Here is a 21655-nt window from a genome sequence, read left to right as displayed (position 1 = left end):
GCGTCAAGCTGACGATTGATTTCATGCCGGCGCTTCAAGGGGCAGGCACACCCGGAACAGTGCGCCCTCGCCTATCTGGCTTTCGACTTCGATAGTGCCGCCATGGGCCGCGACGATCTGCTCGGAAATAAACAGACCCAGGCCCAACCCGGCCGCGACGTGGCTGGCCGAGACCCGCTCGAACTGCTGGAAAATGCGCTTCTGGTTTTCTTCGCTGATACCAATGCCCCGGTCACGTACTTCCACCCGTGCTTCACCGTGTTCGGTGTACACACGCACATCCACCGGGCTCTTGGCCCCGTAGCGCAGGGCGTTGGTCAGCAGGTTGGTGATGACCTGTTCGATGCGGAACTCATCCCAGTTGCCTTCCACAGGCCCTTCGACGGTCAGTTGCATCGACGACCCGGCGGCGGCCACTTGCGGCGCGAAGTTTTCCACCAGGTTGTGCACCAGCTGCGCCAGGTCAAACCGCGCAGGTCGGATCGACAGCTTGCCGGTTCGGATGCGCGACACGTCGAGCATGTCCTCGATCAGGCGGATCAGGCTCTGGATCTGCCGTTCATCGCGGTCGACCATGGCGTGCATCTTGTCGAGGGTGAACGCGGCGGCGTTGTCCCGGGCCAGGTGCATCTTGCGCAGCTGGGTTTCGAGGATCAGGCCATTGAGGGGCGTGCGCACTTCATGGGCGACGATCGACATGAAGTCATCGCGCATGCGCACTGCCTGCTCCAGCTCGGCCTGGGTGGCCTGCAGACGCGTCAGCAGCAGTTCCTGTTCGCGCCGGCTGCGTTCCAGGGCTTCGACCTGTTGCTTCATGGCCTTGCTCTGGCGGTACAGGTCGACGAATACGTTGACCTTGCTTTTCACCGCATGGATATCCAGCGGCTTGTGCAGGAAGTCCACGGCGCCGCTTTCGTAGCCTTTGAACGCGTAGTTGAGTTCGCGGCCTGCGGCGCTGACGAACACGATCGGGATGTTCTTGGTCTTTTCGGTGCCGCGCATCAGTTCGGCCAGCTCGAAACCGTTCATGCCGGGCATCTGCACGTCGAGAATCGCCATGGCGAACTCGTGCTCCAGCAACAGTGACAAGGCCTCGTCGGCGCTCAATGCCTTGAACACCTGGCGGTCCTCGCGCTTGATCAGCGCTTCGAGGGCCAGCAGGTTTTCCGGCAGATCGTCAACGATCAGCAGTTTGGCCTGGACAGTACTTAACATGGGGAATATTCCAGGGAAGCCAGCAATGAGCCAATGCGGCTCAGAGAAAGAATGTGGTCAGGTGTATGCAGTGCCAGGGCCGCCCGGGGCATCACGGCCACCCGTGCTTCGGCAGGGTCTTGCACCACGGTGGTTCCGCCCTGCTGCTTGACGTGGGCCAGGCCACGGGCGCCGTCATGGTTGGCGCCGGTCAGCAGGATAGCCATCAGGCCTGGGCCATACGTATCGGCGGCGGACTCGAACAGGTAATCGATGGCCGGCCGCGAATGGTGCACCCGGTCTTCCTGGCTCAATGACAGGCTGCGGTCATGCTCCACCGACAGGTGATAACCCGGGCCGGCAAAATACAGGGTGCCAAGGCGGATCGTTTCCTTGTCACGCGCCTCGACCACCGGCATCGCCACACGGCGGTCGAACACCTCGGCCAGTTGGCTGCGGCGCTCGTCCGGCAAGTGCAGCACGGTGATGATCGGCAAGCCGAAATCGCTCGGCAGCTCGCCAAACACCGTCAACAAGGCCTCAACGCCGCCTGCGGATGCGCCGATCACAATCGCCTCTATCCCCGGGATACGTGCCGGGCCGGCCGCCACTGTGTTCATAGTTTTCGGTAGATCCGTTCTTGCTTGACCAAGGGTTCGAATTGTTTGCCGAACGCGGAAAAATCCAGGGTTTCCTTGCTGCCCAGCACCAGGAAGCCGCGGTGACACAGCGACTCATGAAACAACCCGAACGCACGATCCTGCAATTTCTTATTGAAGTAAATCAATACGTTGCGACACGAAATTAATTGAGTTTCTGAGAATACGCTGTCGGTTGCCAGGCTGTGGTCGGCGAAGGTCACGTTCTCGCGCAACGTCTTGTCGAAGATCGCGTAATCGTATGCCGCGGTGTAGTAGTCGGCAAATGAACGTTGGCCACCGGCTTGCTGATAGTTGGCGGTGTAGGCCCGCACGTTCTCCAGGGAGAAGATCCCCTGCTTGGCCTTGTCCAGCGACGCCGGGTTGATATCCGTGGCGTAGATGATCGTGCGCTCCAGCAACCCTTCCTCACGCAGCAGGATGGCCATGGAGTACACCTCCTCGCCCGTGCTGCAGCCGGCGATCCAGATCTTGATCGACGGGTACGTCTTGAGCAGCGGCACCACCTCCTGGCGGATCGCCAAGAAGTGCGAGGGGTCGCGAAACATCTCGCTCACCGGAATCGTCAAAAACTGCAGCAATTGCATGAACGCCGCCGGGTCATGCAGCACCCGCTCCTGCAGCGCCGAAATCGTCGCGCAGTCGAACTGGCGCAGGGCATGCGCCACCCGGCGCTTGACCGACGCGCCGGAGTAGTCGCGAAAATCGTAGCTGTACTTGAGGTAAATCGCCTCGATCAACAGGCGCAGCTCAATATCGCTGCTTTTGTCCAAAAAACTTCGCTCCACTTAAATGCGTTCCATCTTGGGTAGCCACACGCGAATCAGTGAGAACAGACGGTCCAGATCAATCGGCTTGGCCAGGTAATCATTGGAGCCGGCTGCCAGGCAGCGCTCCTGATCGTCCTTCATGGCCTTGGCCGTCACCGCGATGATCGGCAGCTTTTTCCAGCGTGGGTCTTGGCGAATCAAGGCGGTGGCCTCGTAACCGTCCATTTCCGGCATCATCACGTCCATCAACACCAGGTCGATATCGTCGACTTCATTGAGTTTGTCGATGGCTTCACGGCCGTTACGCCCGATCACCACCACGGCGCCTTTGTGCTCCAGGGCGCTGGTCAGGGCAAAGATGTTGCGCACATCGTCGTCCACCAGCAGGATTTTGCGCCCCTCGAAGACCTTGTCGCGGCTGCGCGCGGTCTTGAGCATCTTCTGGCGGTCATGGGACAGCTGGGATTCGACTTTGTGCAGAAAGAGTGTCACTTCGTCCAGCAAGCGTTCCGGCGAGCGCGCGCCCTTGATGATGATCGAGCGCGAATACTTGCGCAGCTCGGCCTCTTCATCCCGGGTCAGGTTGCGCCCGGTGTAGACGATCACCGGCGGGAACGAGCAGATGTCCTCGGTGGCCATGCGCTTGAGCAGCTCGTTGCCGAGCATGTCCGGCAGCTTGAGGTCGATGATCATGCAGTCGTAGACGTTGGTGCGCAGCAGGTCGAGTGCGGCCTGGGCGTAGCCGACGTCGGTGATTTCGATGTCATCGTCGCCGATCAGGCGGGCAATGCTGTCGCGCTGCAAGTCATCGTCCTCCACCAGCAGCACACGCTTGACCTTCTGGGTCAGCTTGGCTTCCAGGCGTGCGAACACGTCCTTGAGTTCTTCGCGGGTGGTGGGTTTGACCGCATAACCCACGGCGCCCATGTGCATGGCGGCTTCGACGCGGTCTTCCACGGAAATCACGTGCACCGGAATGTGCCGGGTATCGGCGTGTTCCTTGAGGCGTTGCAGCACGGTCAGGCCGGAGTGGTCGGGCAGGCGCATGTCCAGCAGGATCGCGTCCGGGATGAACTCTTCGGCCAGGCTGTAGCCTTCATCGGCACCGTGGGCCACCAGGCAGTGGTAACCCAGCTCATGGGCCAGGTCGAACAGGATGCGCGCAAAGTTGGGCTCATCTTCCACCACCAGGATGCAGCGATTGGTGAACGGTGCCTTGTCACGGTCGTCGGCAAAGCGCGGGATGGCGGCCGTGTCAGCCACTGGCAACGGTGACACCTTGATTGGCGTCGGCGCGGGCGCCGTCACCACCTGGCGCGGTTGCTCAATGGCCGGCGCATCCTCTACGCGCTCCACGTACTGCTCAGGCATGACCAGCGTGAACACGCTGCCCTTGCCCGGTTCGCTGGTCACGCTGATATAGCCGCCGAGCAAGGTGGCCAGGTCGCGGGAGATCGACAGGCCCAGCCCGGTGCCGCCATAACGGCGGTTGGTGGTGCCGTCGGCCTGGCGGAAGGCTTCGAAAATGCTTTCCTGCTGATCCGCGGCAATACCGATGCCGGAATCGCGCACGGTAAAGGCAATGCCCTCCCCCGGCGCACGGGACACCGACAAGCTCACATCGCCCTGCTCGGTGAACTTGACCGCGTTGGACAGCAGGTTCTTGAGGATCTGTTCCAGGCGCTGGCGGTCGGTGAACAACATCGCCGGCGCGTCTGCCTGGACCTGTACCTGGAAGCCCAGCTTGCGATCGGCCGCCAGCGGCTCGAACATGCCGCGCAGCCCATCCACCAGGCGTGCGACGCTGGAGTTCTCCGGACGCATTTCCAGTTTGCCGGCTTCTACCTTGGAAATATCCAGGATGTCGTTGATCAGGTTCAGCAGGTCGTTGCCGGCCGAATAGATCGACTCGGCAAACTTGACCTGCTCGGCGCTGAGGTTTTCCTGGGGGTTCTCGGCCAGCAACTTGGCCAGGATCAGCGAGCTGTTCAGCGGTGTGCGCAGCTCGTGGGACATGTTGGCAAGGAATTCGGACTTGTACTTGCTCGATCGCTGCAGTTCGTCGGCGCGGTCTTCGAGCTCCATCTGGGCTTGGTTGAGTTCGACGTTCTTGCGGTCCATGGCGTCGCGCTGCTCGGCCAGGGTCTGGGTCTGCTCGGCCAGTTGCTCGTTGGTCTGCTCCAGCTCGGCCTGCTGGGTTTCCAGGTGGGCCTGGGACTCCTTGAGGATGCGCGACTGTTCTTCCAGCTCTTCGTTGGCGGTCTTGAGCTCTTCCTGCTGCACTTGCAGCTCTTCGTTGAGCTGCTGGGTCTCGGTCAAGACTTCTTGCAGGCGCTGGCGATAGCGGGCGGCCTCAATGGAGGTGCCGATATTGCCGGCGATCAGCTCCAGCAGTTCCACGTCACGCTCCTGCAACGGGCGCAGGAAGCCCAGTTCGATCACGCCGTTGACGCGGTCATCATCACTGGTGGGCATCACCAGCACGCTACGGGTCGAACCTTCGCCCAGGCCGGAGCTGACCTTGAAGTAATCCACTGGCACATCGTCCAAGCGGATCAGGCGATCCAGCTGGGCAGCCTGGCCGACAATACCTTCGTCACTGTAGATCGACTGCTCCAACTGCTCCTGTTCACGGGAGAAGCCATAAGTGGCCACGCGCCGCAGGCCGCCATGCTCTTCGCGCACATACAGCGCGGCCACGGCCGAGCCCATGTACTGGGCAAAAAACTGCAGGATATTGCGGCCGAGCATGTTAAGGGTCAGTTGCCCCAGCACCTGTTCAGCCAGTTCAGTCTGGCCATTACGCAGCCAGGCCTGCTGTTCCAGGCGCCCTGCAATCCTCTGCTGTGACGCGAGGTTTGCGTTGTAACTCTCTGATAATGCTAAAAGATTTTTCCGACCAATATAGGCCAGAAAACCGCTCAGGCCGAGCACAAAGGCCAAGTACAACGTGACACTGACCACCGTTGTACGGGTGACCTCTTCGTTACGGGTGATACGGAACTGCTGCTCCATCGCCACCGCATCGTCGTATTCCTTGCGGATCTCATCGGTGAGGCGCTTGCCTCGCCCCGCCTTGACTGCGCTGCGGTAGTCACCGCTTTCGCGCTGCATATCAATCATCGACTGGGCGTACTTGTTCCACTCGATCTGCAAGGCTTCGAGGCGCTTGAGGCGGTCGACCTGCTGGGGGTTGTCCGCCACCAGGTCCTGCAAATTGCGCAGGTCGGCAATGATCCGCGGCTTGGCCACTTCGTAAGGGTCGAGGAAATGCTCGTCGCCCGTGATCAGGAAGCCGCGCATGCCGGTTTCCAGGTCGACCGTCAGCTTGGAGGACTCATTGAGGTTATTGATGACGCGGTCGGTGTGCTCCACCCACTGGATCACCGTCAACAGGTAGGTGATCAGGCAGACGAAAAACACCGCGCTGAGCACGCCCACACCCAGGGGCAAGGCCACATTTCGGCTCAGTAGGTTACGAAAGCTCTTTTCATCGACGGACGACGCAGGAGTCATGGGCATGCCTTGGCCAAGTGTGGAAAAACCGGGAGTTTGCCCCAAAGTCCATGGCCAGGGCTATGTTTACGCGACAACTTGGGGCAAATGCCTGCCGATTCGTACGGAGCAAGAGCGGTTCGAGCGAGACATTCCCTACGAATGCCTTCACAATGCCACCCCCAGGCCGGGAACTTGCCGAGATTGTCATGACTCATTAGAGGATGGTCTTTATCCGATCAAGACCTGCACCTCCACTTCTCGGGAACCCTACTTATGTCCGCCGCTGATTCCACCATCCTTGTAGTCGAAGACGACGCCATCGTGCGCATGCTGATCGTCGATGTCCTCGAAGAACTGGAGTTTCGGGTGCTTGAAGCCGCGGATGCCGAGGAGGCCCTGGCGATCGTGCAGGACTCGGCCCAGGCCATCGACCTGATGATGACCGACGTCGGCCTGCCTGACATGGACGGCAAGCAACTGGCAACCAACGTGCGCGAACTGCGCCCCGCCCTGCCCATCCTGTTCGCCAGCGGTTATGCCGAAAATATCGATGTACCGCCCGGCATGCAGGTGATCGGCAAACCTTTCTCGATCGATCAATTGCGCGACAAAGTCAAATCGATGCTGCCCAGCGCCTGACGCCCGCCTTGCCCCTCGCCGCCCAGTCTGGGCGGCGCCTGGCACCTTATGACACACCTGTGACAGCCCCCTCACCCCTGCACTAATTCTCCGTTTTGCCTAGCGCGTCCGGATTTAGCTGCTAGCTTCAATCGACATGCTCTACAGGTATTAATCACAAGGAATAGTCGCCCAGGTATGGGGGGAGCGCGCATGTTCAAGTCGCCGCACAGGTCGGCATGGATGCTGGCCATTTTGACACTGCCCGGCGCCAGCGCCCTGGCCGACAACGCCGAGACGGCGAACAAGAGCAACAACCCCCTCAACCTAGCGCCGGGTGCCAACCTGCAGGACTACTACACCCCCAGGCTCTTCGACACCAACGCCCACACCAACGACCTGTTACTGCGCGGCACGTTGCCGGTCGCGCCCTCGGACTTCATCGGCGTGCCGCAACTGCTGCGCGCCACATTGCCCATCAGCACGCGACCCGACCCACACAGCGGCTACAGCACCGGCATCGGCGACCTGAACCTGTTCGATATCTTCTTGCTCAAGACCGAAGGCGTGCAACTGGGCATCGGCCCGCAAATCACCGCGCCCACGGCTGAGCACGATGAGCTGGGCACCGGCAAATGGCAGGCCGGGCTGGCGGCCATTGCCATCGATGCGTCACCCCGAGGGTTGCTGGGTGCGCTGGTGCAATACCAAAGTTCATTTGCCGGCGACCGTGACCGAGCGCACGTGGAGAGTGCAACTTTTCAGCCGTTTATCATTCATAACCTGCCGAAGGGCTGGTACCTGCGCTCCACCGGCACCTGGACCTTCGATTTGAAGAACGACACCCACTACATTCCTGTCGGTGTCGGCGCGGGCAAAGCCTGGAAAGCCGGCACCAACATCGTGAACGCTTATGTCGAGCCGCAATGGACCGTGGCGCGCAAAGGCGATGGCCTGCCCCAGTTCACCTTGTTTGCAGGGATTAACGTGACGTTCGGCAAATAAAACTGGAAACTCGGCGCTTTCATCCCACGCCCTTTAAAAAGATCTCTGGAAGGACGCAACAACATGATTGGAAAACCGACGCGCCTGCTGTTGGCGAGCCTCTCGATTCTGATGAGTACCGGCGCCCTGGCCGACTTCACGGCCACCCCCGCCGAAGCCCGGGCCATTGCCAAGGAGGCGTACCTGTATGGCTACCCGGTCGTGGCGATGTACAAGACGCTCTACACCCAGGCCGTTGATAAAGGCGGTGCCAACTTCAAGGCCCCGTTCAACCATATCGGCAACACCGCCCAGGTGTTCAGCCCCAAGGACACCGCGTTCGTCACCCCGAACTCGGACACGCCCTACTCCTTCGTGTGGATGGACCTGCGCAAGGAACCCCTCGTCCTGACCCTGCCGAAGATCGAAGACAACCGTTACTACTCGGTGCAACTGATCGACCTGTATACCCAGAACATCGCCTACCTGGGCACCCGCAGCACCGGCAACAATGGCGGCCACTACATGATCGCCGGCCCGGACTGGAAAGGTCAGCAGCCGGTAGACGTCGACCGGGTGATCTACAGCGAAAGCAACATCGCCTACGCCCTGTACCGCACGCAGTTGTTTGATGAGAAGGACCTGAACAAGGTCAAGCAGATCCAGAACGGCTACAAAGTGCAGTCGCTGAGCAGCTATGTGAAACAGCCGGCACCGGCCGCCGTGCCGAAGATCGAATGGCCCAAGCCAATGGCCACCATGACCGAAGGTCCGCAGCTGTTCCGCTACCTCAACTTCATGCTGAGCTTCGCCGCGCCCCAGGACAGCGAAAAGGACCTGCTCGCACGGTTTGCCAAGATTGGCATCGCCCCGGGCGCGCCATTCAAGGTCAAAGAGCTGACGGTTGAGCAACGCAAGGCCCTGGAAGACGGTATCGCCGACGCCCGAGCTGAATTTGCGGCCTTCAAGAAAGACAAAATCGACACTCGTCAGGTGTCCAGCGGCGACCTGTTCGGCAGCCGTGACCGCCTGAAAAACAACTACCTGTACCGCTACGCCGGTGCCGACCTGGGCATTTTCGGCAATTCCACCGACGAAGCGATCTACATGACCTACTTCGTCGACAGCGAAGGTAAACCGGCCAACGGCGCACGCCACAGCTACACCGTGCATTTCGCCAAGGACCAACTGCCGCCCGCCGACGCCTTCTGGTCGCTGACCATGTACGACGCCAAGACCAAGCTACTGGCGCCGAACCTGAAGAAACGCTACCTGATCAACTCGCGGATGCTGCCCAACCTCAAACTGGACGCCGACGGCGGCCTGACCCTGGCGTTGCAGCACCACGAGCCGCCGAAAGCCGAACAGAGCAATTGGCTGCCGGCACCTCCCGGCCCGTTTTACGCCGTACTGCGGATTTACCTGCCCAAGCCTGAGGTGGGTAATGGTCAATGGAAACTGCCGCCGTTGACGCCGCTCAAGTAACGCCGCATGCCCGGCCGCTACAGGGTTAGGCCGGGCATGTAACCCCCTGATATCAGGCCGATACAAGGATGGATGACGCCATGATTTCACCTGCTCGTGCGCAAGGGTTCCGCGCTACGCCTCTGGTTTTCAGCCTGCTCACCAGCTGCGGTGTGTCGGCGGCCAACCTGCCGCAACTGGGCAGCCCCACACCGCCCCCCAAGGCCGATGCCGAAACCTGCCATCGCCTCCAGCAAGACTTCGATATCGACCTCAAGCAAGTGGTCAAGGCCGGTTGCGAGCCGTCAACCGAGCAGATCGCCAAGTTGATGGACAACCCGGTGGGCAACTTGGTGTTGCTGTTCAACCAGTTCGACTACAGCGCCCTCAAAGGCCCCCATAGCAACGGCACGCGCTACCTGGGCAAATACAGCTTCATGCCGACCTTTCCCATCTCACTGGGGGACGACTGGAACCTGATCAACCGCCTTCCGGTGAGCTATGTCAGCGCGCCGGTCAATTCCAAGGCCGGTGACCTGATCGGCATGAGCCCCTATGGCGTGCTGACTGACCGCGACTTCCCCTCGGTGGTCAACGACCCGTTCGACCGCACTTCGGGCTTCGGCGACCTGGCGTACGTGGGGGTGTTCTCGCCCAAGCAGCCGGTGCGTTTTGCCAATGGCGGCAAGATGGTCTGGGGCTTCGGCCCCACGGCCATGTTCCCGACGGCCGAGAAAGACGTGCTGGGCACCGGCAAATACTCACTTGGCCCTGCCTTTGTCGCGGCCTACCTGGGCGAAGACTGGACCCTGGGCGTATTCCCCCAGCATTGGTGGTCTGTGGGTGGCGATGCGCGACGCAAGGACGTCAGCCTGACCAACATCCAGTACTTCATCCAACGCGCCATTCCTGGCCCGGGGCAATGGCGGGTGGGCATGACGCCCAATGTCACCGTCAACTGGAAAGCCGAAGGTGGCAACAAGGTCAACTTCCCCATCGGCATCGGCGCCGGACGCATCGTCAATTTCGGTAAGTTGCCGGTGCGTATTTCCGGTGAAGTGCAGTACTCGGTGATCCACGCTGACGACCTGATCAGCAGCCGCTGGAATTTCCGCGTGTCGTTTATCCCGGTGATCCCCACTTTCATGCTGTGAACGAGGTGCGCCATGTCGCGTTTTCATCGCACACGCAGGGTCGTAATCCTTGGCCTTTCGCATCGGCGCCAGCACTGCGGGCCCACTTTGTACCCGCCGCGTTATATCGGCGATGCCGTGCAATACATCGTGGTCGCCGCGCCCTGGTGACCCACTGCTTCAAGGACGATTGGCATGACAGCACTCAACGATGTGAATGCCCTGCAGGCCAGCATGGCTGAAAGCGTACTCGGCCAGGACCAGGTGATCCGCCAGATCCTGCTGGGCCTCCTGGCCAATGGTCACCTGTTGCTGGAAAGCTTGCCGGGGCTGGCCAAGACCCGCACGGTCAAGGCCCTGGCGCGGCACCTGGAGGCGAAGATGAGCCGCATCCAGTTCACCCCCGACCTGTTGCCCTCGGACATCACCGGCGCCGAAGTGCTGCACCAGGTCGACGGCCAGAACCAGATCCGCTTCCAGCCCGGCCCGCTGTTCGGCAATTTGATCCTGGCCGATGAGATCAACCGCGCGCCTGCCAAGGTTCAGGCCGCGTTGCTGGAGGCCATGGAAGAACGGCAAATCACCGTCGCCGGGGCCAGCCACCCACTGCCCGCGTTGTTTATCGTGGTGGCCACGCAAAACCCCATCGAGCAGGAAGGCACCTACCCACTTCCGGAAGCGCAGATGGACCGCTTCGTGATGAAGGTGCTGCTGGATTACCCCAGTGCCGACAACGAAAGCCAGGTACTGCGGCTGTTACGCGAGGAAGAACAGGCCGACGCCGCCCAGGCGACTCAGGGCTTTACCCTTCAACAGGAGGTGATCTTTGCCGCCCGCAAGGAGGTCAGCGCGATCCAGGTGTCGCCGGCCATCGACCGCTACCTGATCGACCTGATCAACGCCACGCGCCACCCCGCCGACTACGATCCCGACCTGGCCCGCTGGATCAGCCTGGGTGCCAGCCCACGGGGCGGCATCGGGCTGGATCGCTGTGCGCGGGCGGATGCCTGGTTGCGAGGCCAAACCTTCGTGACCCCGGACAACGTGCAGGCGGTGGTGCACCCGGTGCTGCGCCACCGCCTGCAATTAAGCTATGACGCGGTGGCAGACGGCGTGACGGCCGACCAGGTGCTCGACCGCCTGCTCAGCACAGTGGCGATCCCGGCATGAACGCCGACGGCTTCGTCTACATCAGCCTGGCGCAGCTGATGGCCTTGCAGTTCCAGGCGCGGGACTTGAGTTTTGTTGCGCGCCAGCCCCAGGGCAGCGTCCTGGCCGGCAACCACGCCTCAAGGCTGCGCGGGCGTGGGCTGAATTTCGACGAACTGCGGCGCTACCAGCCCGGTGATGACCTGCGCCACCTGGATTGGCGCGCCTCGTTGCGCACCGGCAAACCGGTGGTGCGCACCTTCACCGAAGAACGCGACCGCCCGGCCTTGATCGTGGTGGACCAACGCATGTCGATGTTTTTTGGCTCGGTGCGCAGCTTCAAATCGGCGGTTGCCGCCGAACTGGGCGCCCTCGCCGCGTGGATGGTGTTCAACGCCGGGGATCGGGTCGGCGGCCTGGTGTTCAATGACACGCGCATCGACAGCGTGGCACCGCTGCGCAGTCGCAAACGCGTTGAAGCCTTGTGCAGTCGTATCGCCCAGCAAAACGGCGAACTGAACGCTACCTGCCCCGACCACGAAGGCGACAGCCAGCTTGACCGCGTGCTGCAGCAGTGTCGCGCAGTGGCCGGGCATGATCACTTGATCTGCCTGGTCAGTGACTTCGCCGGTGCCGGCCCGCGCACCCTGCAACTGCTGCGCGAACTGTCAACGCATAACGACGTGGTGGCGTTGCAGGTGTACGACCCCCTGGCCCTCAACGTGCCCGACAGCGGGCAACTGATGGTCACCCAGGGCCAGTTGCAAGTGGAGCTGGCCGTGAACAAACGCCAGGTTCGCCAGCCCTTGGGGGACTATCTGGGCGGGCGGATCAAGGACGTCGCGACCCTGCTGCGCCGCAGCCAAGTGCCGTTGCTGATGATCAGCACCGCCCTGCCAGCTGCCGACCAACTGCGCAGCGAACTGGGTAGACGCCAGTGAGTACCCCTGTGCCGAGCATCGAACAACTGCAGGAGTTGGGTTTGCCCGCGCCCGTCAGTTACTGGCCGCAAACCTGGGGGTGGGCGGTAGTCCTTGGCCTGGTGGTGCTGGCTCTGCTGGTGCTGGCGGTACGCAACTGGCTGCACTGGCGCCGCGATGCCTATCGACGTGAGGCCGTGGCACGCCTGGACGCGCTGACCGACCTGCGTGAATTGCCCGAACTGCTCAAGCGTGTGGCGCTGTCGATGCCACTCCCGGCGCAGGAACACGCCTCCATCCCGACGTTGACGGGGGCTGATTGGCAAGCGTTTTTGCAGCGCCACGCAGGCGCACCGATCCCCGAGGACTTGAGCCAGCAACTGGCTGAGCTGGCCTACGCCGCGCCTTTGCCCAACGCCCAACACACGCAACTACTGGCCCAGTGCAAAGCCTGGGTGGAGCAGCACCATGTGGCAGCTTGATAACCCGTGGCTGTTGCTACTGCTGCCGCTGCCCTGGCTGGCGTACCGGTACCTACCTGCCTACCTCGAAGCCCGCAGCGCCGTGCGGGTGCCGTTTTTCACCGGCATGAGCCAGGCCGTCGGTGGCGCGCCCTCTGCAAGCGGCGTGCGTAATAATCGCAGCCAGCTCGTGCTCAACCTGCTGGTCTGGGTACTGCTGGTGCTGGCGGTTGCCCGCCCGGTGTGGGTGGAAAAACCCATCGAACGCCAGCAGCCGGTGCGCGACCTGATGCTCGCCATCGATATCTCCCAGTCCATGCAAACCCAGGACTTTACCGACGCAACCGGGCACAAGATCGACCGTCTCGCCGCCGTCAAACAGGTGGTCCATGACTTTATCGCGCGCCGCAAAGACGATCGTATCGGCCTGATTCTGTTTGGCAGCGGCGCCTACCCCCAGGCGCCGTTGACCCTTGATCACAGCAGCCTGTCTCTGCTGCTGGATGACAGCGGTATCGGCATGGCCGGCCCAAACACCGCCATTGGCGATGCCATCGGCCTGGGGCTCAAGCTGCTTGACCAGGCCCATGAACCTGAGAAAGTGCTGATTCTGCTCACCGATGGCAACGACACCAGCAGCGCCATCACCCCCGACCATGCCGCCGACATGGCGGCCGCCAAGGGCGTGGTCATCCATACCATTGGTATTGGCGACCCGCAGGCCAGCGGCGAAGCCAAGGTCAACCTCGGCGCATTGCAAGATATCGCCAGCGCCACCGGCGGCTGCTATTTCCGTGCCGAAGACCGCGACAGCCTGAACCAGGTGTATACAACGCTCGACCAGATCACCCCGCATCAAGTGAAGACCTTGAGCCACCAACCCAAGCGCGACCTGTTCTGGTGGCCGCTGTGCGCGGCGCTTGGGCTGTTTGCGCTGTACCACCTGTTGGCGGCGTTATGGCCCCACCGGATCAAACGGGAGGTCGCCGATGGACTTCAGTGACTTCCACTTCCTGCGCCCCGCGTGGCTATTGCTGGCCTTACTGGGGGCTTTATTGCCACTGGCCTGGCAACGCAGCCGCGACCTGCAACGTCGTCTGCGTGGCAATATCGCTCCACACCTGCTGCCGCATTTGTTGCTCACCCCGACGGATTCGCACCGTCTACGCCCGGTGCACCTGGCGAGCGTGCTGTTGATGCTCGGCGCAGTCGCCGCTGCAGGGCCGACGTGGGAGCAGGACCGTCCGGATTTCCTGGAAAACCGCGCGCCGTTGATCATCGCCGTGGACCTGTCGCCGTCCATGGACACCGCCGATGTGCCACCGACCCGCCTGACCGCCGCCAAGCACAAGCTCCAGGACCTGGTACAGCGGCGCAAAGGGGCGCGCACTGCGCTGCTGGTGTATGCCGGCAGTGCCCATCTGGTGTTGCCGCCGACCGATGATCCGGCGCTGCTCGACACCTTCATCCAGGCGCTTGGCACCGACTTGATCAGCACAGCCGGCAAGGATGTCGCCGGCGTCATCGACCAGGCCAAACGGTTGTTGGCACAATCGCCCGGCACGTTGTTGCTGGTCACCGATGGCGCCGACAGCACGCAATTGCCAAGCCTCAAGCAACACCTGGCCGACAGCCCGCTGCAAGTGCTGGTACTGGCGCTGGGCAGCAATCCCGCCCTCAAGCAACTGGCCTCGGCCACCGACGCGCCACTGGGCAGCCTGACCCTCAATGACGACGATCTGGACTGGATCGAGCTGCACGCCCAGCAGCACTTCCAAAATGCCGATGAGCAACAGCGCCTGTTGCAGTGGAAGGACGCCGGTTACTGGCTGTGCTGGCCGCTGTTGCTGGTGGTGCTGCTGAGCCTGCGACGCGGCTGGAGCCTGAACTGGATGGCGACGGTACTGCTCGGCCTGTTGCTGCAACCGCTGCACGCCGAAGCCAACCCGTTCCTCACCGCCGACCAGCAAGGCCGCTGGGCGTTCGAGCATCATCATTACCCCGAGGCGGCCTCCCTGTTCCAGGACCCTTACTGGAAAGGCATTGCCGCCTATAACGCGGCCGACTACGCCTTGGCCGAAACCACCTTCACCACCCTCGACACCGCACAGGCGGCGTTCTATATGGGCAACATCCATGTGCGCCGCTTCAAGTTCGACGACGCCATCGTGGCCTATCAGCGTGCTTTACAGCTGCAACCGACGTTTCCCGAGGCCAGCGCCAACCTGGCCCTGGCCATTGCGCTGAAAAAGGACACCGAAAGCGCAGCGAACAACACCCCCGAGGTCAAGCCCGATGAGATCAAGTTCGACAAGGCACCGGGCAAGGGCCAAAGCAAGGCGATCCAGACCGAACAAGCCAACAACGATGCCCTGTGGTTGCAGAACCTGACGACCTCACCGGCCAACTTCCTGCGGCGCAAATTCAGCCTGCAGGATCAGGAGGCGACGCGATGAACCGCTATTGCGGCGTGCTGTTGTTGCTTTCCGGGCCCTTGTGGGCGGCCGAGCCGCAGCTCAAAGTGCAGGCACACCTGCTGCCCGGCGCTGCGGTGGTGGTAGGTGAACAATTGCAAGTGCAGGTGGATGTGCTCACCGACACCTGGTTTACCTCCGGCGCCAGCCTGCCGGTGCTGAAACTGGCCGGTGCACGGGTACAGCCCCCGGGTGGCGAAGCTGAACACACCACCCAAGAGATTGGCGGGCAGATGTTCTACGGCATGCGCTACCGCTACCGCATCACGCCGAATATCGCCCAGGCATTCACGGTGCCGGCACTGACCGTCAGCGCCCAACCGGGCCAGGCCACTGCGCCCTTGAGTGCCCAGAGCACGCCGCTGTCGTTCACCGCCACCCAACCACCGGGGTTCGCCCCCGGGGAGCCGGTGCTGGTCGCCAGTGGCCTGCGCCTGAGTCAGACGCTGTCAGCCACCGACCTCAAGGTAGGCGACAGCCTGACCCGCACCCTCACGCTGCAAGCCGACGACACGCCGGGACTTTCCCTGCCACCGCCCGCCTCCGCGCCCATCCAGGGCCTGCGGTTGTACCCGCAAGCGCCGAGCATCAGCAACCTGGACGACGGCCGAGGCGCAATCACCGGTGGCCAGCGCATCGACCGGCTGGTGTATCGCGTCGAGCAAGGGGGTCATTACACCTTGCCATCGGTCAGTGTGAAATGGTGGGACAGCCGCAACCGGCGCGTGCAAACCGCCCAGTTGCCCGCCCTTACGTTCGAGGCCCAGGCGGGCAGCGTCTACACGCCCACCTTCTCCATTGCCGACGACCTCAAGGCCCTCGGGCAGCACAGCCGCTGGTCAGTCTCGCGGCACCTGTTTGCCTGGATTGCCGCGGTGACCATGCTGATTCTTGCCGGTTACCTGCTCCATGCGCTGTGGCCACGCCTGCCGCCACTGTGGCGAAACGTGTGCACAACATTGCGCTGGGTGTGTCGTCAACTACGCTTGGTTCCACTGAACCCTCGTCACGAAAAGGACTTCCCATGACGTCGCTGCGTTCTGCCTTACCCCTGCTTTTTCTCCTCAGCCTGCCGGCCCTGGCCGCTGATCCACTGCCGTCATGGAACGATGGCCCCAGCAAAAAACAGATTGTCGACTTCGTGCAGGCGGTCACCGTCGAAGGCTCCAGGGACTATGTCAAACCCGCCGAACGCATCGCCGTCTTCGACAACGACGGCACGCTCTGGACCGAACAACCGGCCTATTTCGAGGTGTTGTTCGCCTTCGATGAAATCAAGCGCATGGCGCCCCAGCACCCCGAGTGGAAAACCACCCAGCCATTCCAGGCGGTACTCGAAGGCGACCACCAGGCCCTCGCGGCCACGGGCATGCAGGGCTTGCTGAAGATCATCGGCGCCACCCACACCGGCATCAGCACCGAAGCCTTCATCGACAACGCGAAAGCCTGGCTGAAGCAGGCGCGCCACCCCAAGACGGGCAAGCCCTTCGACCAGATGATCTACCAGCCGATGCTGGAAATGCTCGACTACCTGCGCAGCCAGCAATTCAAGACCTACATCGTCTCGGGCGGCGACACGGCCTTCATGCGCGCCTTTGCCGAGGTGGTGTATGGCGTACCACCGGAACAGGTGATCGGCACCAACTTTGTCACCCAGTACCAGCTCAAGGACGGCAAACCCCAGATCCTGCGCACCGCCAAGCTGGCGCACAACGACGATGGCCCGGGCAAGCCGGAAAGCATCGACGCGATTATCGGCCGGCGGCCCCTGCTGGCCTTCGGCAACTCCGACGGCGACCTGCAAATGCTGCAGTGGACCGCCGCTGGCAGTGGCAAGCGCTTGATGGGCCTGGTGCACCACACCGACGCCCAGCGCGAGTGGGCCTATGACCGAAACTCTCAGGTGGGGCGCCTCGACAAGGCGTTGGACCTGGCCAGGGCAAACGGCTGGATCGTGGTGGACATGGCGAGCGACTGGCGCCGTATCTACCCCTTCGAGCCGGCTGTGCAAGCAAAGGTGCAATAACAAAACGTCACGACGGACTGTACAAAAACGTTGGTCGCAGGCAATGCGACTCAAGCCCTAAAAGGAGCAAGTCTTATGACTCGCATACGTAAGTGGCTGCCGAAACTCGCCCTGGTGGCGGTGTCGGTAATAGGCGCCTCGGCATCCGCCCTGGCCGCCGAGAAGCCGAATATCCTGGTGATATTCGGCGATGACATCGGGCAAACCAACATCAGCGCCTATTCCATGGGCGTGGTGGGCTACAAGACGCCCAATATCGACCGGATCGCCAAAGAAGGCATGATGTTCACCGACTACTACGCGGAGAACAGCTGCACGGCTGGGCGTTCGTCCTTCATCACCGGCCAGACGCCGTTGCGCACGGGCCTGTCGAAGGTCGGTGCGCCAGGGGCCTCGGTCGGTCTGCAAAAGCGCGACATCACCATTGCCCAGGCGCTGAAGTCTCTGGGTTATGCCACCGGGCAGTTCGGCAAGAATCACCTGGGTGATAAAGACGAATACCTGCCGACCAATCACGGTTTCGACGAGTTCTTCGGCAACCTCTATCACCTCAATGCCGAAGAGGAACCCGAACGCCCCTACTGGCCCAAGGACGACCCCGAGTTCGTCAAGGCCAACTCACCCCGTGGCGTCATTCATAGCTTCGCGGACGGCAAGATCGAGGACACCGGCGCCTTGACCACCAAGCGCATGGAGACCATCGACGACGAAACCACCGCGGCAGCCCAGGCGTTCATCAAGAAACAAGCCGAGGCCAACAAACCGTTCTTCGTGTGGATGAATACCACGCGCATGCACCTGTTCACCCATGTACGTGACTCGATGAAGGGCCAGAGCGGCATGCCCGGCAACGAGTACGCCGACGGCATGCTGGAACACGACGGCGATGTGGGCAAACTGCTGCAGACCCTCGACGACCTGAAAATCGCCGACAACACCATCGTGGTCTACACCACCGATAACGGGCCGAACCAGTTCTCCTGGCCGGACGCGGCGACGACACCGTTCCGTAACGAGAAGAACTCCAACTGGGAAGGCGCCTATCGCGTGCCGGCGATGATCCGCTGGCCGGGCAAGATCAAGCCGGCCGAGGTCTCCAACGAAATGTTCTCGGGCATGGACTGGTTCCCGACCCTGTTGGCGGCAGCGGGTGACGCCGACGTCAAGGACAAGCTGCTCAAGGGCTGGGCCCCGACATCCGGCGGGCAGAGCTTCAAGGTGCACCTGGATGGCTTCAACCAGTTGCCCTACCTGACAGGCCAGCAACCTAAGGGCGCTCGTGACGAGTTTTACTACTTCAACGATGACGGTGTGCTGGTGTCGGCGCGCTTCGGCAATTGGAAAGCCGTGTACTGCGAGCAGCGTGCTCCGGGTGGTTTTGCCGTGTGGAGCGAGCCCTTCGTGTGCCTGCGGGTGCCGAAGATCTTCAACCTGCGCATGGACCCTTATGAACGGGCGGACGTGGTCTCTGACCAGTATTACGACTGGAGTACCAAAAACGTCTACCTCGTGGCGGTCGCCGTGACCAAATCCGCGAAGTTCCTCCAGACCTTTATCGAGTACCCACCCAGCCAGAAACCGGCGAGCTTCAGCATCGACCAGATCCGTGGGGCGGTGGACAAGAAGATTGAAGAGAAGATGAAGGCCGTCCCGGCGTCCTGATTCAAACACCCTGTGTAGGAGCCGGCTTGCCGGCGATAGCGATTTACCCTGACACACCGCTATCGCCGGCAAGCCGGCTCCTACAGGGGTTCTTTGTACGTTCTGGAATTTTGTAATGACTTCTCGCACCGCCAGCAAGCCTGTTGAAATCGGCAATGCCACCTCGACCCTGATCCCTGCCCTGCTCCTGTTTGTCTCAGGTGGCGCGGCGCTGGTCTATCAGGTGCTGTGGATCAAGCAACTGTCGCTGGTGGTGGGCGTGGAGGTGTATGCGATCACCACGGGCATCAGCGCGTTTTTTGCCGGGCTGGCCCTGGGTGGTGTGTTGTTTGGACGGCTGGCAGACCGCTTTTCGCGGCCGCTGCTGTTGTATGCCGCCCTGGAATTATTGGTCGCCGCGTTCGGCGTGGGCGCCACCGTGGCGCTGGGTATGGCGGCCGAGCCGTTTGCCTGGTTGGAACAACGCATCGGCCTTGCGGCCTGGGCGCTGCCTTTTGCGTTGGTGGGCCTGCCTGCGCTGTTGATGGGAGGCACGCTGCCGGTACTGGTGCGTGCACTGGATATCAATGCCAAGGGCCTGAGCCAGGCCGGTGGCCGTTTGTACGCGGCCAACACCGCAGGGGCAATTGCCGGCACCCTGCTCACGGCGTTTGTGTTGATCGCGCAGTTTGGCGTGCGTGGCAGTGCGCTGGTGGCGGCGATGCTGAACCTGGTCGCAGCGGCCAGCGCGTTGTTGTCTGTGCGTCATCACGCTCCCGTCGTTGTCGCCCCTGCGCGCAGCGTTCAACCGGCCCGCCTGGCGCTGGTGCTGTATGCCATCGCGGGGGGTGTCGCCCTCGGTTATGAAGTGGTGTGGTCACAGTCCATCGTGCAGTTCATGAGCACGCGCACCTACGCGTTCGCCGTGGTGCTGGCCACCTATCTGACCGGCTTGTTTATCGGCAGCCAATTGATGTCACAGCGGGTTGAGCGCATTCGCGATCCCTGGGGTGTGTTTGGCCTGCTGATTGCGGGCGCGGGGTTGGTGGCGCTGTTGGAAATTGCGGTGCTGGGGCGCTGGCTGATTCTGCTGCAAACCCAGGCTGAAGCCTTGGTGCTGAGCCTGGGCGGCAGCGAATTGCCGGGCATGAGTGCACGGTTCGCCGTGGCGGCACTGTGCATTGTGTTTGTTCCGACCTTGCTGCTGGGGGCGGCATTTCCGTTGGCGTTGCGCTTGAGCGTGGGTAATCGCCATGTCGGTCGTGATGTCGGCGCGGTAGTGGCGTTCAACACCTTGGGCGGGATCGTCGGGGTAATGCTTTGCGGGTTTGTGCTGATTCCCTGGTTGGGCCTGGTGCGCACCCTCGGCCTGCTGGCAGTGATTGCCGGCGCCGTGGGTTATCTGGCGGTACGTCGCAGCCATGGGGTGAAAAAATCGCGGCGCCAGGCGGTGATCGTGGTGGGCCTGGTGTCGCTGGCGGTTGCCGGGCTAACCCCGGTGGACCGCCTGGCCAAGCTGTTGCCCGGCGCACGCAACGCCAGCTTGGCGTTTTACCAGGAAGGTCGCGGCGCGACGGTGGCCGTGGTCACCCAGGGTCAAGGGGCGCGGGCTTTTCAGCGTCTGTATATCCAGGGTGTTTCCAATACCGGTGATGCGATGCCGTCGTTGCGCTACATGCGCGTCCAGGCGTTGCTGCCATTGCTGATCCACAATGCCGAGCCCAAGTCGGCGCTGGTGATTGGCTTTGGCACCGGGATCACAGCGGGTGCGCTGTTGCGTTACCCGGGGCTGGAGCATCGGGTGGTGGCTGAGTTGCTGCCGTCGGTGGTGCAGGCTGCGTCGCTGTTCAAGGGCAACTTCAATGCTGCCCAGGACCCGGCCATCGACCTGCGCCTGCGCGATGGCCGCCAGGAACTGCTGCGCAATGCCCAGCGCTATGACCTGATCACCCTGGAACCACCGCCGCCGTCTGCTGCAGGGGTGGTCAACCTGTATTCCCAGGACTTCTATGCGTTGGCTGCAACACGGCTGGAAAAACATGGGCTGCTGGCTCAGTGGCTGCCGCTGCCCACGCAAAACATCGATGACTCCCGCGCGTTGGTACGCAGTTTCCTCAATGTATTCCCCCACGCCTCGCTATGGACCAGCGAGTTCCACGAGATGTTGCTAGTGGGCTCCCTGGAGCCTATGGCGCTGGACGCCGAGCGTATTCGCCAGCGCTTTGAACAGCCCCAGGTGCGTTCGGCGTTGGCTGAGGTCGGCATCGATTCGGCGGCCACGCTGCTCGCCACCTGGGTCACTGACCGCCAGGGCCTGGAGCGGTTTGCCGCAGATGCGCTGCCGGTCACCGACGACAGGCCGCGCATCGAATACGCCCCATGGGTGCGCAGCAAGGAAATCACCCGGGTATTGCCGGCCCTGCTGGACCTGCGTGTACCGGCGCCGCTGATCAACGCAGAGGCGTCTTTTGCCCGCACCCTGGCCGCTGAACAACAACGCTTGATGCAGTTCTACCGCGCCAGCCTGCATGCCTACGACGGTGACCGCGACGCCTGGGGCCGGGATATTCGTGACGTGCTGCAACAAGACAGTGCCAACCCCTACTACCGCTGGTTTATCAGCCCCTAAAACAGGTAATGTGCGCGCGATTGTTTAGGGAGTTG

General features: G+C 62.1%; 17 protein-coding genes. 13 read left to right on the top strand and 4 right to left on the bottom strand.

Annotated features, from left to right (window positions below; translation table 11 throughout):
* Positions 1-21: 21 nt before the first annotated feature.
* From HX792_RS10830 to HX792_RS10815, 4 genes are read right to left on the bottom strand one after another with little or no spacing between them, the layout of a single operon-like run.
* Complete coding sequence (locus HX792_RS10830; RefSeq protein ID WP_176996073.1) at positions 22-1215, bottom strand: hybrid sensor histidine kinase/response regulator; 1194 nt, start codon at positions 1213-1215, stop codon at positions 22-24.
* On the bottom strand, positions 1209-1814 hold the full coding sequence (locus HX792_RS10825) for a chemotaxis protein CheB (RefSeq protein ID WP_176996072.1): 606 nt from the start codon (positions 1812-1814) through the stop codon (positions 1209-1211). The genes HX792_RS10830 and HX792_RS10825 overlap by 7 nt, the downstream gene beginning before the upstream one ends.
* On the bottom strand, positions 1811-2641 hold the full coding sequence (locus tag HX792_RS10820; RefSeq protein ID WP_371319340.1) for a protein-glutamate O-methyltransferase CheR: 831 nt from the start codon (positions 2639-2641) through the stop codon (positions 1811-1813). Before HX792_RS10820 ends, HX792_RS10825 begins: the two co-directional genes overlap by 4 nt.
* A complete protein-coding gene (locus HX792_RS10815) occupies positions 2642-6139 on the bottom strand; it encodes a response regulator (protein ID WP_176996070.1) in 3498 nt (1165 codons plus the stop codon).
* 255 nt (positions 6140-6394) lie between these two features.
* On the opposite strand from HX792_RS10815, the gene HX792_RS10810 reads away from it, so the two are divergent.
* The 13 genes from HX792_RS10810 to HX792_RS10750 all read left to right on the top strand — a co-directional run bounded on the left by HX792_RS10810 (position 6395) and on the right by HX792_RS10750 (position 21620).
* Positions 6395-6760, top strand: a complete 366-nt coding sequence (locus tag HX792_RS10810; protein WP_176996069.1) for a response regulator — start codon at positions 6395-6397, stop codon at positions 6758-6760.
* A 222-nt stretch (positions 6761-6982) separates the two neighbouring features.
* The gene (locus HX792_RS10805) at positions 6983-7744 is read left to right on the top strand and encodes a hypothetical protein (protein WP_256349830.1); all 762 of its coding nucleotides are present in this window, start codon (positions 6983-6985) and stop codon (positions 7742-7744) included.
* A 63-nt stretch (positions 7745-7807) separates the two neighbouring features.
* A complete protein-coding gene (locus HX792_RS10800; RefSeq protein ID WP_176996067.1) occupies positions 7808-9208 on the top strand; it encodes a DUF1254 domain-containing protein in 1401 nt (466 codons plus the stop codon).
* A gap of 80 nt (positions 9209-9288) precedes the next feature.
* A complete protein-coding gene (locus tag HX792_RS10795) occupies positions 9289-10341 on the top strand; it encodes a hypothetical protein (protein WP_176996066.1) in 1053 nt (350 codons plus the stop codon).
* A gap of 174 nt (positions 10342-10515) precedes the next feature.
* Entirely contained in the window at positions 10516-11490 is a 975-nt protein-coding gene (locus HX792_RS10790) for a MoxR family ATPase (RefSeq protein WP_176996065.1), read from the top strand.
* The gene (locus HX792_RS10785) at positions 11487-12410 is read left to right on the top strand and encodes a DUF58 domain-containing protein (RefSeq protein ID WP_176996064.1); all 924 of its coding nucleotides are present in this window, start codon (positions 11487-11489) and stop codon (positions 12408-12410) included. Before HX792_RS10790 ends, HX792_RS10785 begins: the two co-directional genes overlap by 4 nt.
* A complete protein-coding gene (locus tag HX792_RS10780; protein ID WP_176996063.1) occupies positions 12407-12871 on the top strand; it encodes a DUF4381 domain-containing protein in 465 nt (154 codons plus the stop codon). Before HX792_RS10785 ends, HX792_RS10780 begins: the two co-directional genes overlap by 4 nt.
* Positions 12858-13853, top strand: coding sequence for a VWA domain-containing protein (locus HX792_RS10775; RefSeq protein ID WP_176996062.1), 996 nt, complete (start codon positions 12858-12860; stop codon positions 13851-13853). Before HX792_RS10780 ends, HX792_RS10775 begins: the two co-directional genes overlap by 14 nt.
* Positions 13840-15306 carry a VWA domain-containing protein gene (locus HX792_RS10770; protein WP_176996061.1) on the top strand — a complete coding sequence of 489 codons (1467 nt, stop codon included), beginning with the start codon at positions 13840-13842 and terminating at the stop codon, positions 15304-15306. The genes HX792_RS10775 and HX792_RS10770 overlap by 14 nt, the downstream gene beginning before the upstream one ends.
* Positions 15303-16352, top strand: a complete 1050-nt coding sequence (locus tag HX792_RS10765; RefSeq protein ID WP_176996060.1) for a BatD family protein — start codon at positions 15303-15305, stop codon at positions 16350-16352. The genes HX792_RS10770 and HX792_RS10765 overlap by 4 nt, the downstream gene beginning before the upstream one ends.
* Positions 16349-17350: an HAD family phosphatase gene (locus HX792_RS10760; protein ID WP_176996059.1), complete on the top strand. Its 1002-nt coding sequence runs from the start codon at positions 16349-16351 to the stop codon at positions 17348-17350. The genes HX792_RS10765 and HX792_RS10760 overlap by 4 nt, the downstream gene beginning before the upstream one ends.
* A gap of 75 nt (positions 17351-17425) precedes the next feature.
* Positions 17426-19012 carry an arylsulfatase gene (locus HX792_RS10755; RefSeq protein WP_176996058.1) on the top strand — a complete coding sequence of 529 codons (1587 nt, stop codon included), beginning with the start codon at positions 17426-17428 and terminating at the stop codon, positions 19010-19012.
* 115 nt (positions 19013-19127) lie between these two features.
* Positions 19128-21620, top strand: coding sequence for a fused MFS/spermidine synthase (locus tag HX792_RS10750; RefSeq protein ID WP_176996057.1), 2493 nt, complete (start codon positions 19128-19130; stop codon positions 21618-21620).
* The last annotated feature ends 35 nt before the right edge of the window (positions 21621-21655 follow it).

This window comes from Pseudomonas sp. B6002 (genome assembly GCF_013385985.1).
Taxonomy (GTDB): Bacteria; Pseudomonadota; Gammaproteobacteria; order Pseudomonadales; family Pseudomonadaceae; genus Aquipseudomonas.
The sequence above is the reverse complement of the archived record's forward strand: the minus strand, read 5'-3'. Positions and strand labels throughout refer to the sequence as shown.

What these genes read in the sequence shown, in the direction of transcription:
- HX792_RS10830 (WP_176996073.1), bottom strand. Translation starts at nt 1,215, where the DNA reads ATGTTAAGTACTGTCCAGGCCAAACTGCTGATCGTTGACGATCTGCCG.
- HX792_RS10825 (WP_176996072.1), bottom strand. Translation starts at nt 1,814, where the DNA reads ATGAACACAGTGGCGGCCGGCCCGGCACGTATCCCGGGGATAGAGGCG.
- HX792_RS10815 (WP_176996070.1), bottom strand. Translation starts at nt 6,139, where the DNA reads ATGACTCCTGCGTCGTCCGTCGATGAAAAGAGCTTTCGTAACCTACTG.
- HX792_RS10810 (WP_176996069.1), top strand. Translation starts at nt 6,395, where the DNA reads ATGTCCGCCGCTGATTCCACCATCCTTGTAGTCGAAGACGACGCCATC.
- HX792_RS10805 (WP_256349830.1), top strand. Translation starts at nt 6,983, where the DNA reads ATGCTGGCCATTTTGACACTGCCCGGCGCCAGCGCCCTGGCCGACAAC.
- HX792_RS10800 (WP_176996067.1), top strand. Translation starts at nt 7,808, where the DNA reads ATGATTGGAAAACCGACGCGCCTGCTGTTGGCGAGCCTCTCGATTCTG.
- HX792_RS10795 (WP_176996066.1), top strand. Translation starts at nt 9,289, where the DNA reads ATGATTTCACCTGCTCGTGCGCAAGGGTTCCGCGCTACGCCTCTGGTT.
- HX792_RS10790 (WP_176996065.1), top strand. Translation starts at nt 10,516, where the DNA reads ATGACAGCACTCAACGATGTGAATGCCCTGCAGGCCAGCATGGCTGAA.
- HX792_RS10785 (WP_176996064.1), top strand. Translation starts at nt 11,487, where the DNA reads ATGAACGCCGACGGCTTCGTCTACATCAGCCTGGCGCAGCTGATGGCC.
- HX792_RS10775 (WP_176996062.1), top strand. Translation starts at nt 12,858, where the DNA reads ATGTGGCAGCTTGATAACCCGTGGCTGTTGCTACTGCTGCCGCTGCCC.
- HX792_RS10770 (WP_176996061.1), top strand. Translation starts at nt 13,840, where the DNA reads ATGGACTTCAGTGACTTCCACTTCCTGCGCCCCGCGTGGCTATTGCTG.
- HX792_RS10765 (WP_176996060.1), top strand. Translation starts at nt 15,303, where the DNA reads ATGAACCGCTATTGCGGCGTGCTGTTGTTGCTTTCCGGGCCCTTGTGG.
- HX792_RS10760 (WP_176996059.1), top strand. Translation starts at nt 16,349, where the DNA reads ATGACGTCGCTGCGTTCTGCCTTACCCCTGCTTTTTCTCCTCAGCCTG.
- HX792_RS10755 (WP_176996058.1), top strand. Translation starts at nt 17,426, where the DNA reads ATGACTCGCATACGTAAGTGGCTGCCGAAACTCGCCCTGGTGGCGGTG.
- HX792_RS10750 (WP_176996057.1), top strand. Translation starts at nt 19,128, where the DNA reads ATGACTTCTCGCACCGCCAGCAAGCCTGTTGAAATCGGCAATGCCACC.